The sequence below is a fragment of the Kitasatospora sp. NPDC004669 genome, assembly GCF_040609455.1.
GTDB lineage: Bacteria > Actinomycetota > Actinomycetes > Streptomycetales > Streptomycetaceae > Kitasatospora.
Map to the genome: position 1 here is coordinate 27,774 of NZ_JBEXKB010000020.1, position 12,820 is coordinate 40,593.

Below are 12,820 nucleotides of genomic sequence, written 5' to 3' on the forward strand. Positions count from 1 at the left end.
CCGGGTCCGCGCCGACCGCCGGGCCACCATCACCATCGGACAAGGACAGAGCTTGAGGAATTCGACAAGGCCACGTCGCAAGCCCCCGCGGGACACCGTGACGCGGCTTCGCGCGGCCGCCGCCGGCACGGCGCCGGAGCTGCCGAGGCCCCCGGTCCCGGTTCTGGTCGCCGCCGTCGTGGTGGTGCTCGCCGTGGTCGCCACGGTGTTGCAGGCTCTCCAGCTCCCCGCGACGGCGCACAACCGCAGCGGCACGGAGGCGGTGCACCGGTTCGTCGACTTCTTCTTCGGCGTGCTGACGCTGATGGCCCTCAGCGGCAGTGTCACGCTCGGACTCCTGGCGGCCGAGCGACGGCTGCTGACGCCGCGCCACAGGGTCGCGGTGCAGGCCCTGCACCGAGCCGTCTCCGTGGCGGCCGTGGTGACGCTGGTGATCCACATCGCCAACAAGGTCGCCGAGGGGCATGCCGCTCCTGCGGCGGCCGTGGTGCCGTTCGCTCCCGGCACCCGGTTCGTGGTCGGCGTCGGCACCATCGCCGCCGAACTACTCGTCCTCGCCGCCGTGACCGGCGCACTGCGCGGACGGTTCACCGCCAACCCCCGCCTCACCCGGCTGTGGCGGCCCATGCACTGGGTCGCCTACGCCTCGTGGCCGCTCGCCCTCGCGCACGGGCTGGAGGCCGGGCGACCGGCCAGGGGCTGGGTCGTGTGGTCGTACGGCGTCAACATGGCTGCGGTGGCACTCGTCCTGCTCATCAAGTTCCTGTACGGAGCCGGACGCAACACCACTGGCGTCAACGCCAACCGCCGCCTGATGGCCGTGGACCTGATCGGTTCCGGCGAGGAGGCGGACTACCCTCCGATCGGCGACCAGTTGCCCGTCTTCGGCGAGTCCTCCGCACTGCTGGCGCTGGACGTGGAGATTCCGGACGCCCGGCCGGCGGCGACGCCGGAACCCGCCTCGGCTGCCCCCATGCCCGCCCCGGTGCCCATGGACCCAGCCGCCATGCAGTGGGACACCGGTGAGCTGAACGCCCTGCTCGACGTCGGCCGTCAGCAGTACCTGGCCGAGCAGGCGGCGTTCCAGCAGCAACAGCAACAGATGCAACAGCCGGCCCAGTTCACGATGGATGCCTGGGACACCGGCGAACTCAACGCGATGGTCTACGGAGGGGGTCAGCAGTACCTCGTGGAGCAGGCGGCGTTCCAGCAGCAGCAGGCCGAGTACCCCCAGCAGTCGTATGTCCAGCAGTACCCGCCCCAGGCGTACGCCGGCAACCCCGGGTACCCGCAGGAACCCGACACCGGCCCGCAGTTCCCGCCCTCGGAGGGGTCCTGGGCCGGTCCCGGCTACGGGTACCAGCCCACGTGGACACAGCCCTTCGGTTACGGCGTCGACTCCTGGCCGAACGGATGACGGCCGGCACCGCGGACGTCCCGGAGGTCATCCGGATGGGACCGCCCCGGCTCACCGCCGGGCTCGACCAGTACATCCGGATGGGCTACGAGGCCCATCTCGCCGTGCACGGGCCACTGCCCCGGTACGGCGCGCCGGAGCTGGTCGACCTCGCCCAGCGGATCGGGCTGGCCGGCAAGGGCGGCGCCGCCTTCCCCTTCGCGCGCAAGCTCCAGGCTGTGATCGACTCCACGCGGCGCCGGCGTCTGCCCGCAGCCGTCGTGGTCAACGCCACCGAGGGCGAGCCGGGCAGCGCCAAGGACCGGATGCTGCTCGCCCGCGCCCCGCACCTCGTCCTGGACGGGGCGCTGCTGGTCGGCGAGGCGCTGCGCGCCGAGAGCGTTGCCGTCGGCGTGGACGAGGGCAGCCCGGGCGTCACCTCGATGCCCGCGGCGGTCGCGGAACGCCGCTCCCGGCTGCCGATCCGGGTCGTGCAGCAGCCGGCCCGCTTCGTCTCCGGCGAGTCCGGTGCGCTGATCCGCGGCATCAACGGGCTGGTCGCCCTGCCGCCGAGCCGCAAGGTCCGCTCCTCCGACGGCGGACTCGGCGGTGTGGACGGGCTGCCGACGCTGCTCTCCAACGCCGAGACGTACGCCCAACTGGCCGTCGCTGCCCGGCTCGGAGCGGAGGCGTACCGCGCCGTCGGCCCCGACGCCGAGCCCGGAACGGTGCTGCTCACGGTCAACCGGCCGGGCGCCCGGCGGCCCGTGGTGGTGGAGGCCCCCGCCGGGACCCCGCTCGGCGCGGTGCTGGACGCCTGCGGGACCGGGCCGGGCCAAGGAGTGCTGGTCGGCGGCTACCACGGAATGTTCCTGGACGCGGCGTCGGCGGTGTCCGCTCCCTGCTCCCGGGCCGGGATGCGGCAGTCCGGTGGCACGTTCGGCGCCGGGATCGTCATCCCGCTGCCTGAGGACACCTGTCCGCTGGGCGAGGCGTACCGGATCGTCCAGTGGCTGGCCGCGGAGTCGGCAGGCCAGTGCGGCCCCTGCCGACGCGGACTGCCGGAGCTGGCACGGGCCTTCGGCGCGATGGTGGCCGGCGGCGGCAGCCGGGCGGTGGAGGAGGCCCGTCGGCTCGCCGCCGCGGTGGTGGGACAGGGAGCCTGTTCCCACCCCGACGGTTCCGCCGGGTTCGTCCGGTCCGCGCTCAGCGCCTTCAGCGAGGACGTCCGCGCGCACACGGAGGGCGCCGGCTGCGGACGGCGGGTGCGCGCAGTGCTGCCGACTGTTCCGTGGAGCCCGGACCGGGACGTCGGTGAGGTCGGCCGGGTGAACCTGAAGGTGGACTGGGCCCTGTGCGACGGGCACGGACTGTGCGCGGACATCGCCCCGGAGCTGTTCACGCTCGACCGGCACGGCTTCCCGGTGGTCAGCGAGGGCCCCGTGCCGGTCTGGCTGACGCTGTCCGCCAAACGGGCGGTCAACCAGTGCCCGGCCTTGGCCCTTCGCTTCGCCGTGTCCGGCCGCTGAGACGGATGGCCAGGCGATCGAGGGGCCGGCCCGATCGCCCTCCGGCGGGACCGGTACGAGCTCGCGGGACTCCCCCGGTGCCGCGGGTCGGCTGAGGAGTCGTCACGCCGGCCAGGTCGACGGTGACGTCCGGGCGCCACGGGAGGAGGTCGAGGTCCTGGCCCTGCAGGGCGAGGACCAGGGCTGAGTCGGGCAGCGCCCGGCGCAGCTCGCGCAGCAGCGCCTCGGCAGTCGGCCGGTCGAGTCCGGCGGTGGGCTCGTCGAGCAGCAGGATGCGTGGCCGGCGCAGGATCGCGCGAGCGACGGCGAGGCGGCGCCGCTGTCCTTGGGAGAGGGCGCGGCCGGCGGGGCCGACCGGGGTGTCCAGGCGCAGGGCGCCGAGGCCGACCGCCGCCAGCGCCGCACGCAGCCGCTCCGGGTCGGCGAGTGGTGCGGCCAGGCACAGGTTGGCCGAGACGGTCGTGTCGGCGAGCCAGTCGTCGGCCTCGACCAGGGTGAGCACGTCGGCGACGGCCTCGGCGGGCAGCTCCGCGACGGGGGCAGCCCCCAGCCGCACCTGGCCGACGGTGGTCGGCACCCGTCCGGCCAGCTGCCCGAGGAGCGTGGACTTCCCGCTGCCGTTGGGGCCGGTGACGACGACCAGCCGGGGAGCGCGGACGGTGAACGAGAGTGGCCGCCCGCCGTTTCCGGTGGGCACGTCCACCACGGTGAGCACCGGGCCGCCCGGCGTCGGCGCGGGCGTCTGCCGGTCGGCGGCGGTCGCGGCGAGCGGGCCCAGACGCGCGGCCGCGTCCTGGGCGGCGGCCAGCTCCTGGAGCAGCTGTGGAAGGCGGTCCAGGAGGTCCCACACCGCCGCGAGCAGCAGCGCCTCGCCGACGGCGTCGGCCACCGGCTGCGACCAGGCGCCCGCCTGCAGCGCGAGCAGCAGGGCGAGGCCCTGGCCGAGGGCGGCGAGCAGCCGCAGGCCCAGGCGGCCCACTCGCTGCTCGGCCGCCGCGGCGGCGGCAGCCGTCTCCTCGCGCTCCAGCGCCGTCGCGACGACACCTCGGACCTGCGGCATCGCGTCCAGGCAGCGCAGTTCGTTGAAGGCGGCCCGGGCGGCGATCAGGTCCGTCCGCGCGCCGGCCCGCGCGGCAGCGGCGCCCGCGAGGTGTCGCCGGGCCCGACGGCCGGTGCGGATCGCCCACCAGCCGCCGCCCGCGAACACGCCGAGCTCGGCCACGCCGAGTGCCGGGCTCGCCCGCAGCAGCAGCACCTCCACCAGCACCGCGGTGACGGCGCAGCCGGCCAGCGGCGCGACGACCTGGGCGGGCAGACCGGCCACCGTCTCGACATCGGTGGTCAGGCGAGCGAGCAGGGTTCCGTCGCGTTGGGCGCGGAGCTCGCGTGCGCTCAGCTCGCCCGCGCCCCTGACCAGGCGGCCGCGCAGGGTCACGGTCGTGGCGAGGACGACCCGGTGGCTGACCAGCCGTTCGAGGTAGCGAAGCGAGGTACGCAGCAGGGCGAGGGCCCGGACCGTCCCCGACGGGTACATCCACGACCAGGTCGTGTCGGCCAGCAGGGTCACCAGCGCGCAGGCCGTCAGAAACCAGCCCGACAGGCCCAGCAGGGCAGCCGCGCCCACTTCCGCCGCCGCGGCCAGCACGATGGCGATGGCCAGGTCGCGGCGGGGCACGGAGTGACGCAGCAGGTTCCAGGCGTTCATCGCGGCCTTCCCCGGTCCAGGCGGATCGTCCGGTCCGCGAGTGGGAGCAGTGCGGGACTGTGGGTGGCGAGCAGCACGCTCCGGCCGCGAGCCAGTGCGCGCAGGGCCGCCACCACACGGGCCTCCGCCACCGGGTCGAGGTGGGCCGTGGGCTCGTCCACGCAGAGCAGCGGTGCGTCCCGCAGCAGGGCCCGCACCAGGGAGAGTTGCTGGGACTGGCCGGAGGAGAGCCCGCTGCCCCGCTCGCCGAGCGGGGTGTCCAGCCCGCCCGGCAGGTCGGCGAGCAGGTCGCCGAAGCCGAGCGCGCGGAAGGCGGCGGCGAGTTCCGCGTCGCCGGCGTCCGGCCGGGCCAGCAGCAGGTTGTCACGGACGGTGCCGGGCAGCAGGTGCGCGGGCTGGCCGACCCAGGCGACCGAGGCGGGCGACGGCGGCTGCCGGATGCCCTCCCGCTCGTGGACGACGGTTCCGGCGGTGGGTTCGGCCAGTCCCGCGGCGACGGCGAGCAGGGTCGACTTGCCCGCACCGCTGGGCCCGGTGACCGCGACGAGGGCGCCGGGGGCCAGCTGGAGACTCACGTCGTCCAGTGCCGGCTCCGTACGATCGGGATGGCGGACCGTCACATGGTCCAGGTGCACGCCGACCGCACCGCCGGTGCGCCGGGCCGGCCCGGGCGGGCCCGGTTCCTCGCCGCCACTGCCGGCGCTGCCGAGGATCCCGTCGATCAGCTCCGCCGCGGCGCGGGCCTCGGCGCGGGCGTGGTAGCCGCGGGCCAGGTCGCGGGCGGGGGCGAAGTAGGCGGGGGTGAGCACCAGCACGAAGAGCGCGGTGGCCAGGCTCATCCGGCCTGGCACCAACGGCAGCTGGAGGTAGTCGAGCAGCACCAGGCCGCAGTAGGTCGCCACCACGGCGAGGGTCCCGGTGATCAGCAGCTCGATCCAGGCGGTGGAGAGGAAGGCGACCCGCAGCACCGTCTGGGTACGGCTGGCCAGTTCCTCGTCGTCCTCGCGCAGCGCGAGCCCGGCGGTCTCCCGGGCGCCCAGCCCGATCAAGGTGGGCAGGCCGCGCAGTTGGTCGAGCAGGCGCGCGCTGTGGCGGCGCACCGCCGTGAGCTGCGCGTGGACGGCGGCCTGCGTGCCGAGGCCGATGACCTTCAGGTTGGCGGGCAGCAGCGGGGTGGCGGCGACCAGGATCAGTGCCACGAACCAGCTGCGGACCGCGATGGCGGCCAGCGTCAGGCCGCTGCCCAGCAGCATCGTGGTGCGGGCGGGGACGTACTCGGTGAGCCACTCGGTCAGCCGGGCGACCTCGCCGGTCATGGACTCGGCGAGGGCGGCGTCACCGATGCCGGGGCGGGCGGGCCCGTGCGCGGGCAGAGCTGCGGCGAGCAGGCGCTCGCGCAGGGCCGCGCGCACCCGGCGGGCGCCGCGTGCGGCAGCCGCGTCGGCGGTGGCGAGCAGCGCGGACCGAACCACCAGCCCCGCGAGGACGAGCCCGGCTCCAGGCAGGACCTGCACCGTGAGCCGTCCGCCGTGCTGGCCGGTGAGCCCGCGCTGAGCGGCCCAGGCCAGACCCGCCGCCCAGAGCACGGTGCCCAGTGGGGCCAGCCCGCGCAGCAGGCCCGCCCGCCGCAGTTCCCTGCGGCCGGGCTCGGCCCATGCGTGCAGCCGGGCCGACACCTCGTCGTCCCGGCCCCGGCCTTGCCCCCGGGCCCGCTGGCCGCCGAGTTCGGTCAGCAGGGCGGTCGACGCGCTCACGTCTCGGCCCGCGCGGAGTCCGCGTCGGCGGGGTCGAGGTCGAAGACCCCGTCCCGCTGGTCGCGCCGGTCGCTGAGGAGCCAGGCGATCAGGGCCGTCGCCGAGAGGAGGGCGATGCCCACGGGGTCGATCCAGGTGGCGACGCCGCCGAAGACGTCCTGGGACATAGCCGCCAGCCCGATGCCCAGCACGGTGAGCAGCGCGCGCCGGAGAAGGGCCACGAAGCCGCCCGGCTCGGGCCGGGCCTGGTGGGATCCTCGCGCCCGCACTCGTAGCGGGGCGAGCGGTGCCTCGGAGGCTTGCGTGAACTTGCCGCGGAAGGCCCACCATGCGTACGCGTTGTAGGCGAGCACCACCGGCATGCACAGCCCCACGCCGACCACGAGGAAGGTCTGCGAGCCGTGCGGGCTGGATGCCTGGTGGATGCCCAGATCCGGTGGCACGATGACAGGAACGGTCGCGATCACCAGCGCCAGGAGACCGCAGGCCTGGGCGGCGACCACACCCGCGAAGGGCCGCCAGTCCGGCCGCCGCCCGAAGCCGTGCCACGCCACCGCCCCCGCGGCCACCGCCCCGGCGACCGCGGTCCAGTACAGCGTCGCGCGCACGGGCTCGTCGAACCTGAACTTCTGCGGATCGGCGACCTCCAGGCCGAACCCGAGGATCAGTGCGGCCACGGTGGTGCCCACCAGCAGCGGGCGCCCGGCGCGGCCCGCCCGCTCGCGCGCGGCGCCTTCGGTCTTGTCCTGCAGCCAGGCGGCGCCGGCCAGCAGGTAGAGCACCACCAGGCCGAGCGCGCACAGCACGCTGTAGGGGGTGAGCCAGTCGAAGGCGCCGCCGCTGAACGAACCGCCGCGCTGGCGCAGGCCGGAGAGCACGCCGCCGAGCACCAGGCCCTGGCAGAGGGTCGCGGCGACCGAGGATGCGCCGAACAGCAGGGCCCAGCCGCGTCGGTAGCCGGCGGCGGCGCTCTGGAACTCCAGTCCCATGCCGCGCAGGATGATCGAAAGGAGCATGCCGGTCAGAGGCAGGTAGACCCCCGGCAGCACGGTCGCGTAGACGCCGGGCAGCCCGGCCCACAGGGCGACGCCGGCCAGCACGAGCCAGCTCTCGTTGGCGTCCCAGGCGGTGGCGACCAGCTCGCCGTACTCGCGCCGGCTCTCCCCCTTGGCGAGGAGGCTGAGCATGCCGACGCCCAGGTCGTAGCCGTCCAGGACGACGTACATGCCGAGCGAGAGCAGGACGAGGGCGTAGGTGGCGTACTCAGGCAACGGGGGCCTCCGTTCCGAGGGGGGTCGTCGCGGCGGCGTCCGCGGGCACGTCGGGGCCGGCCTTGACCGTCCGGACGATGTAGCGGACCCAGATGACCAGCAGGGTCGAGTAGAGGAGCACGAAGGCGGTCAGGGTGGTCGCGGCCTGGGCGGTGGTCAGGTGCGACAGCGCGTCGGCGGTGCGCAGCTTGCCGTAGACCACCCAGGGCTGCCGCCCGGTCTCCGCGGTGATCCAGCCGCCGGTGATGGCGATGACGCCGGCCGGGGTCATCCAGACCATCCAGCGCAGGAAACGGCTGGAGTCGAACAGCCGCCTGCGCAGGCGCAGTACCAGCCCCGCGAGGGCGGTGGCGAACATGGCCAGGGCGGTGAAGTACATGGCGCGGAAGCCGTAGAAGGCGCTCCACATGTTGGGCCGCTGGTCGGGTGGGGTCTGCAGCAGGCCGGGTACCTCGGCCTTGCCGGTGAGGTCGTGGCCGATCACCGCGCCCAGGTGCGGGATCGTGATGCGCAGGTCGTTCGTGCCCTGGTCGGTGTCGGGGACGACGACCACGTTGTATCCGTCGTTGTCGGTGCGCCAGTTCCCCTCGAACGCCTGGAGTTTCGCAGGCTGGTGCTGCGCCATGAAGATGGCGGTGGCGTCGCCGACGTACAGCTGGATCGGCATCAGGACGGCGAGCACGCCGAGGGCGATGGACAGGCAGCGGCGGGCGAACGGCAGCGCGGCCCGGCGCCGCTTGACCAGGTACCAGGCGGAGATGCCGCCGACGAACCAGCTCGCGCTGATCAGCACGGCCAGCAGCATGTGCGGGAAGCGGTAGGTGAAGGCCGGGTTGAGCAGGACCTCGGTCCAGTCGCTCGGGTGGAACTGGCCGGCCGTCTCGGTGTAGCCGGCCGGGTCCTGCATCCAGCTGTTGGCGGACAGGATCCAGGTGGTGGACAGCAGGGTACCGAAGGCCACCATCCAGGACGCGAAGGCCATGGTGCGCGGGCGGACCCGGCCCTCGCCGTAGAGCATGACGCCGATGAAGCCGGCCTCCAGGAAGAAGGCCGTGATGACCTCCATGCCGATGGTGACCCCGATGACGGGTCCGACCGCGTGGGCGAAGACACCCCAGTTGAGGCCGAACTCGAAGGTCATCACGGTTCCCGCGACGACGCCGAGGCCGAAGCCGACCGCGAAGATCTTCTTCCAGAAGCGGAAGATCTGCTGGTAGAGCGGGTTGCCCGTGCGTACGTACGCGGTCTGCACGACGGCGAGCAGCACGGAGAGGCCGACCGTGAGGGCCGGGAAGGACATGTGGAAGATCGCCGTGATGGCGAACTGCCACCGGGACAGTTCTATGGCGGCCGGTGAGGCCATGAGGTCTCCGGGAGATGTGTCGAACAGGCGGGCACGACGATCAGCGGCGCGGGGTGGTCCGGGTCATCGCGCCCGCGATGACGGCAGTGAGATGACGGCAGTGAGAAGCGGACGGCTTGCTGGAGCGGCACCTCACTCCCGGTAGAGCAGCACCGTGGCGCCGGCCAGCACCGCGCTGGCCACCAGTGCCCAGGCGATCTGACCGTGCAGCACCAGGACCGCGCCCGGCACGGCGCCGGCCAGCATGGTGGCGACCGCGAGGATCCTGCGCCGCTGGCGCGGCGCGGCGCCCCCGGCCAGGCGGGAGTCGGCCGCCAGGCCGGTCAGGGTGAGGGTGAGCACCGTGGTGGTGAGGTCCGGCACGCCGAGGCCGCGCACGGTGCCGTTGCGGATGCCCATCGCCACCGCCACCAGGGCGATCACGGCGTACCGCACGGATCCGTCCGCACTCCAGGCGAAGGCGACGACGGCGGCCGCACCGTGCAACGAGACCTCCAGGACCAGGGCCGCGCGCAGCCATCGGCCGCGCCGCGTGGTGGTGTGCCGCCCCGCGAGGCGGCCGGCCAGGACCGCGCCGGCGAGGAAGGCGGCGAGGGAGGTCAGCGAGCCCGCGACGGAGAACCCGGGGGCTCCGGCCAGGGCGAAGGCGATGACGACGACGTTGCCGGTCATGTTCGCCGTGAAGACGTGGCCGAGGCCGAGGTAGCTCACCGCGTCGATCAGTCCGCTGACCGCGGTGAGGGCGAACAGGGCCAGCGCCAGCGGATGGCGGTCGTGGACCTGTGGTCCAGGGAGCTGTGGTCCAGGGAGCTGTGGCGGGGCGGTGCGGGGATCGTCTGCGGGCGTGGTCATGACGCCTCCTCTCCGAGTTGCCGCACCGTCAGAAGAAGCACGGGTCCAGCGGCGCCGCGCCCTGGCCCGGGAGGGCGAGACCGCGGGCCTCGCGCCAGGCGCGCTGCTCGTCGGAGGCCGCCGCGGCCTGCGCCACCAGCTCGGCCTGGTGGACGCCGGCGAGGCTGGGCGCGGGGGTGGCGTGGTAGCCGCCGAACCGCGTGACGGGGCTCCACGACGGCGTCACCGCGGGCAGGTCGGGGGCCAGCCCCTGGTGCTCCTGGGCGCCGTGGACGATCCGGCCGCCGACCACGGTGAGCACGGACTCGATGTGCGGGATGTCCGGCTCGGGCACGGTGAAGTAGTCGGCGCTCAGCACCGCCAGGTCCGCGTAACTCCCCACGGTCAGACGCCCCTTGACCCCGTCCTCACCGGTGAGCCGGGCGCCGCCCAGGGTGTAGAGCTCCAGGGCCTGCTCGCGGCTGAGCCGGTTGTGGTCGGCCGCGAGCCGCCGCCCGCTGACCGCGCGGCCGGACACCAGCCAGTGCAGGGCGACCCAGGGGTTGTAGGAGGAGACCCGGGTGGCGTCGGTGCCGGCCGCGACGGTGAGGCCGCGGTTCAGCATGGCGCGCAGCGGGGGCGCCTCGGCGGCGGCCGGGGCGCCGTAGCGGTTGACGAACGCCTCGCCCTGGAAGGACAGGCGGTTCTGCACGGAGACGGCTCCGCCCAGGGCCGCGATCCGGTCCAGGCTGTCCGGGCTCACCGTCTCCGCGTGGTCGAAGAGCCAGCGGTTGCCGTGCGGGAAGAGGCCGTCGGCGGCGAGCTTCTCGAAGACGGCGAGGTCGCGGCGGATGGTCTCGTCGTACGTGGCGTGCAGCCTGAAGCCCCAGCCGTTTTCCATCAGCAGGCGCACGGCCTTCTCGAACTCGGTCTCGTAGGCGCCCAGGTGCGGCCGCGGCTCGGTGAAGTTCTCGAAGTCGGCCGCCGCCCAGGTGAGGTTCTCCCCCGCTCCGTTGAGGCGCAGCCAGGCGTCGCCGTCGCCGGGGCGCACGGTGCTGACCCAGCGGGCGAGGTCGTCCAGCTCCTGCCCGGCGGTCTGCGGAAAGAGGTGGTAGGCGATCCGCAAGGTCAACTGTCCCTGCCGGGCCAGGTCCATGACGGTGCCGTAGTTCTCCGGGAAGCTCTGGAAGCCGCCGGCGGCGTCGATCGCGGAGGTGAGGCCGAAACGGTTCAGCTCGCGCAGGAAGTGCCGGGTGGAGCCGGCCCGGTCCGCCTCGTCCAGCATCGGTGCCTTGGCCAGGGTGGAGTAGAGCAGCAACGCGCCCGGCGCGGCGATCAGCAGGCCGGTCGGTTCGCCGTCGTGGCCGCGCACGATCTGGCCGCCGACCGGGTCCGGGGTGTCCCGGGCGAAGCCGGCCGCGCGGAGCGCGGCCCGGTTGAGCAGCGCCGACTGGTAGAGGTGCAGCACGAAGACGGGGGTGTCGGGCGCTGCGGCGTTGAGCTCGTCCAGGGTGGGCAGGCGGCGCTCGGCGAACTGGTCGGCGGACCAGCCGCCGACCACCCGCACCCACTGGCCGGGCGGGGTGCGCTCGGCCTGGACCCGGAGCATGGCGAGCGCCTGACGCAGCGTCGGCACGCCGTCCCAGCGCAGTTCCAGCACGTAGTTGAGACCGCCGCGGATGACGTGCAGGTGTGCGTCGTTGAGTCCCGGGACGGCCCGGCGGCCGAGCGCGTCGACCACCCGGGTGTCGGGGCCGACCAGCGGGACGACGTCCGCGTCGTCACCGACCGCGCTGATCAGTCCGTCCCGGACGGCCAGCGCGGTCGCCCGGGGACGCCCCGGGTCGTTGGTGTACACCTTGGCGTTGCGGATGACCAGGTCGGCGGGCTGGTCCGGGGTGCCGGGCCGGAGGCCGGCGACGGGCATGCTGGACAACGGAGTTCCTCTTTCGAGCGGTGGCGGCTGATGGGTCGGCGTGCGCGGCGGGGGTGTGCGCCGGGTCAGTGGGGGCTGAGCGCGGCGGGCGGTGCGGCCGCCCCGGCGAACCTAGGCAGCCCGCGGTGCCCGGAGTGCCTTCGCAGCGCATCGCCGGTTGCCTCGCAGCGCACGGCGCGTGCGGCCGACCCGGGGATGCGCCGTCGGTGCAGTCTCGGAACAGTCCTGGGCGCGCAGCGAGCAGCCGCGTCGGGCCGGCGCGCACTAGCGTCGTCGAACGTGGCGCCCCGATGGCCCGGCCAGGCGCCTGCGTACCCGTCAACTCCCCGAATGGAGAAGCACCATGGTCGACTTCGCCACGGTCCACGCCGCCCCGAGCCCCGATCTGCTCACCCCGGACAACGCGATGATGCTGTTCGTTGACCACCAGCCGCAGATGTTCTTCGGCACCGGCAGCGGTGACCGCACCGCCATCATCAACTCGACCGTCGGCCTGGCGAAGGCCGCGAAGATCTTCGACGTGCCGGTGGTGCTCTCCACCGTGGCCGCGGAGTCCTTCTCCGGGCCGATCCTCCCGCAGCTGCGGGCGGTCTTCCCCGAGCAGGAGGTGATCGACCGGACCAGCATGAACGCCTGGGAGGACGAGGCACTGGTCGAGGCGGTCAAGGCGACCGGCCGTAGCAAGATCATCCTCTCCGGCCTGTGGACCGAGGTCTGCCTGGTCCTGCCGGCGCTGTCGGCGCTGGAGCAGGGCTACGAGGTGTACGTGGTCGCGGACGCGTCCGGCGGTGTGAGCCCGCGGGCGCACGAGCACGCCCTGCAGCGGATGACCGCGGCCGGCGCGGTGCCGGTCACCTGGGTGCAGGTGCTGCTGGAGCTCCAGCGCGACTGGGCCCGGACCGAGACCTATGTCGCGGTGACGGACCTGGTCAAGGAGCACGCCGGCGCCTACGGCATGGGCGTCGTCTACGCCCAGGCCATGATCAACCCGCACGCCGCCGGCTGACGGGCCGCGACCGAACTCGACCGGAGTCC

At 74.1% G+C, this 12,820-nt stretch carries 9 protein-coding genes; 3 read left to right on the forward strand and 6 right to left on the reverse strand.

Translation table 11 applies throughout. The features are described 5' to 3' along the window. The first annotated feature begins 97 nt into the window (after window positions 1-97). Window positions 98-1,417, forward strand: a complete 1,320-nt coding sequence (locus ABZW30_RS18880) for a hypothetical protein (RefSeq protein WP_355672241.1) — start codon at window positions 98-100, stop codon at window positions 1,415-1,417. Next, window positions 1,414-2,925: an NADH-ubiquinone oxidoreductase-F iron-sulfur binding region domain-containing protein gene (locus ABZW30_RS18885; protein WP_355672242.1), complete on the forward strand. Its 1,512-nt coding sequence runs from the start codon at window positions 1,414-1,416 to the stop codon at window positions 2,923-2,925. The genes ABZW30_RS18880 and ABZW30_RS18885 overlap by 4 nt, the downstream gene beginning before the upstream one ends. On the opposite strand, the gene ABZW30_RS18890 is transcribed toward ABZW30_RS18885, so the two are convergent. The 6 genes from ABZW30_RS18890 to ABZW30_RS18915 form a co-directional block, all read right to left on the reverse strand. Next, window positions 2,876-4,630 carry an ATP-binding cassette domain-containing protein gene (locus tag ABZW30_RS18890; RefSeq protein ID WP_355672243.1) on the reverse strand — a complete coding sequence of 585 codons (1,755 nt, stop codon included), beginning with the start codon at window positions 4,628-4,630 and terminating at the stop codon, window positions 2,876-2,878. The genes ABZW30_RS18885 and ABZW30_RS18890 overlap by 50 nt on opposite strands. Next, a complete protein-coding gene (locus tag ABZW30_RS18895) occupies window positions 4,627-6,384 on the reverse strand; it encodes an ATP-binding cassette domain-containing protein (protein WP_355672244.1) in 1,758 nt (585 codons plus the stop codon). Before ABZW30_RS18895 ends, ABZW30_RS18890 begins: the two co-directional genes overlap by 4 nt. After that, complete coding sequence (locus ABZW30_RS18900; protein WP_355672245.1) at window positions 6,381-7,655, reverse strand: cytochrome d ubiquinol oxidase subunit II; 1,275 nt, start codon at window positions 7,653-7,655, stop codon at window positions 6,381-6,383. The genes ABZW30_RS18895 and ABZW30_RS18900 overlap by 4 nt, the downstream gene beginning before the upstream one ends. Next, on the reverse strand, window positions 7,648-9,018 hold the full coding sequence (locus ABZW30_RS18905; RefSeq protein ID WP_355672246.1) for a cytochrome ubiquinol oxidase subunit I: 1,371 nt from the start codon (window positions 9,016-9,018) through the stop codon (window positions 7,648-7,650). Before ABZW30_RS18905 ends, ABZW30_RS18900 begins: the two co-directional genes overlap by 8 nt. Before the next feature lie 132 nt (window positions 9,019-9,150). Then, on the reverse strand, window positions 9,151-9,870 hold the full coding sequence (locus tag ABZW30_RS18910) for a YoaK family protein (RefSeq protein WP_355672247.1): 720 nt from the start codon (window positions 9,868-9,870) through the stop codon (window positions 9,151-9,153). 28 nt (window positions 9,871-9,898) lie between these two features. Then, entirely contained in the window at window positions 9,899-11,776 is a 1,878-nt protein-coding gene (locus tag ABZW30_RS18915; RefSeq protein WP_355672311.1) for an amidohydrolase, read from the reverse strand. 352 nt (window positions 11,777-12,128) lie between these two features. Here ABZW30_RS18915 and ABZW30_RS18920 point away from each other — a divergent pair, with 352 nt between their 5' ends. Continuing rightward, window positions 12,129-12,791: a hydrolase gene (locus ABZW30_RS18920; RefSeq protein ID WP_355672248.1), complete on the forward strand. Its 663-nt coding sequence runs from the start codon at window positions 12,129-12,131 to the stop codon at window positions 12,789-12,791. Window positions 12,792-12,820 lie beyond the last annotated feature (29 nt).

Excerpts from the sequence above, each read along its gene's own strand:
- ABZW30_RS18915 (WP_355672311.1), bottom strand. The coding sequence starts at position 11,776 with ATGCCCGTCGCCGGCCTCCGGCCCGGCACCCCGGACCAGCCCGCCGAC.
- ABZW30_RS18920 (WP_355672248.1), top strand. The coding sequence starts at position 12,129 with ATGGTCGACTTCGCCACGGTCCACGCCGCCCCGAGCCCCGATCTGCTC.
- ABZW30_RS18890 (WP_355672243.1), bottom strand. The coding sequence starts at position 4,630 with ATGAACGCCTGGAACCTGCTGCGTCACTCCGTGCCCCGCCGCGACCTG.
- ABZW30_RS18885 (WP_355672242.1), top strand. The coding sequence starts at position 1,414 with ATGACGGCCGGCACCGCGGACGTCCCGGAGGTCATCCGGATGGGACCG.
- ABZW30_RS18910 (WP_355672247.1), bottom strand. The coding sequence starts at position 9,870 with ATGACCACGCCCGCAGACGATCCCCGCACCGCCCCGCCACAGCTCCCT.
- ABZW30_RS18905 (WP_355672246.1), bottom strand. The coding sequence starts at position 9,018 with ATGGCCTCACCGGCCGCCATAGAACTGTCCCGGTGGCAGTTCGCCATC.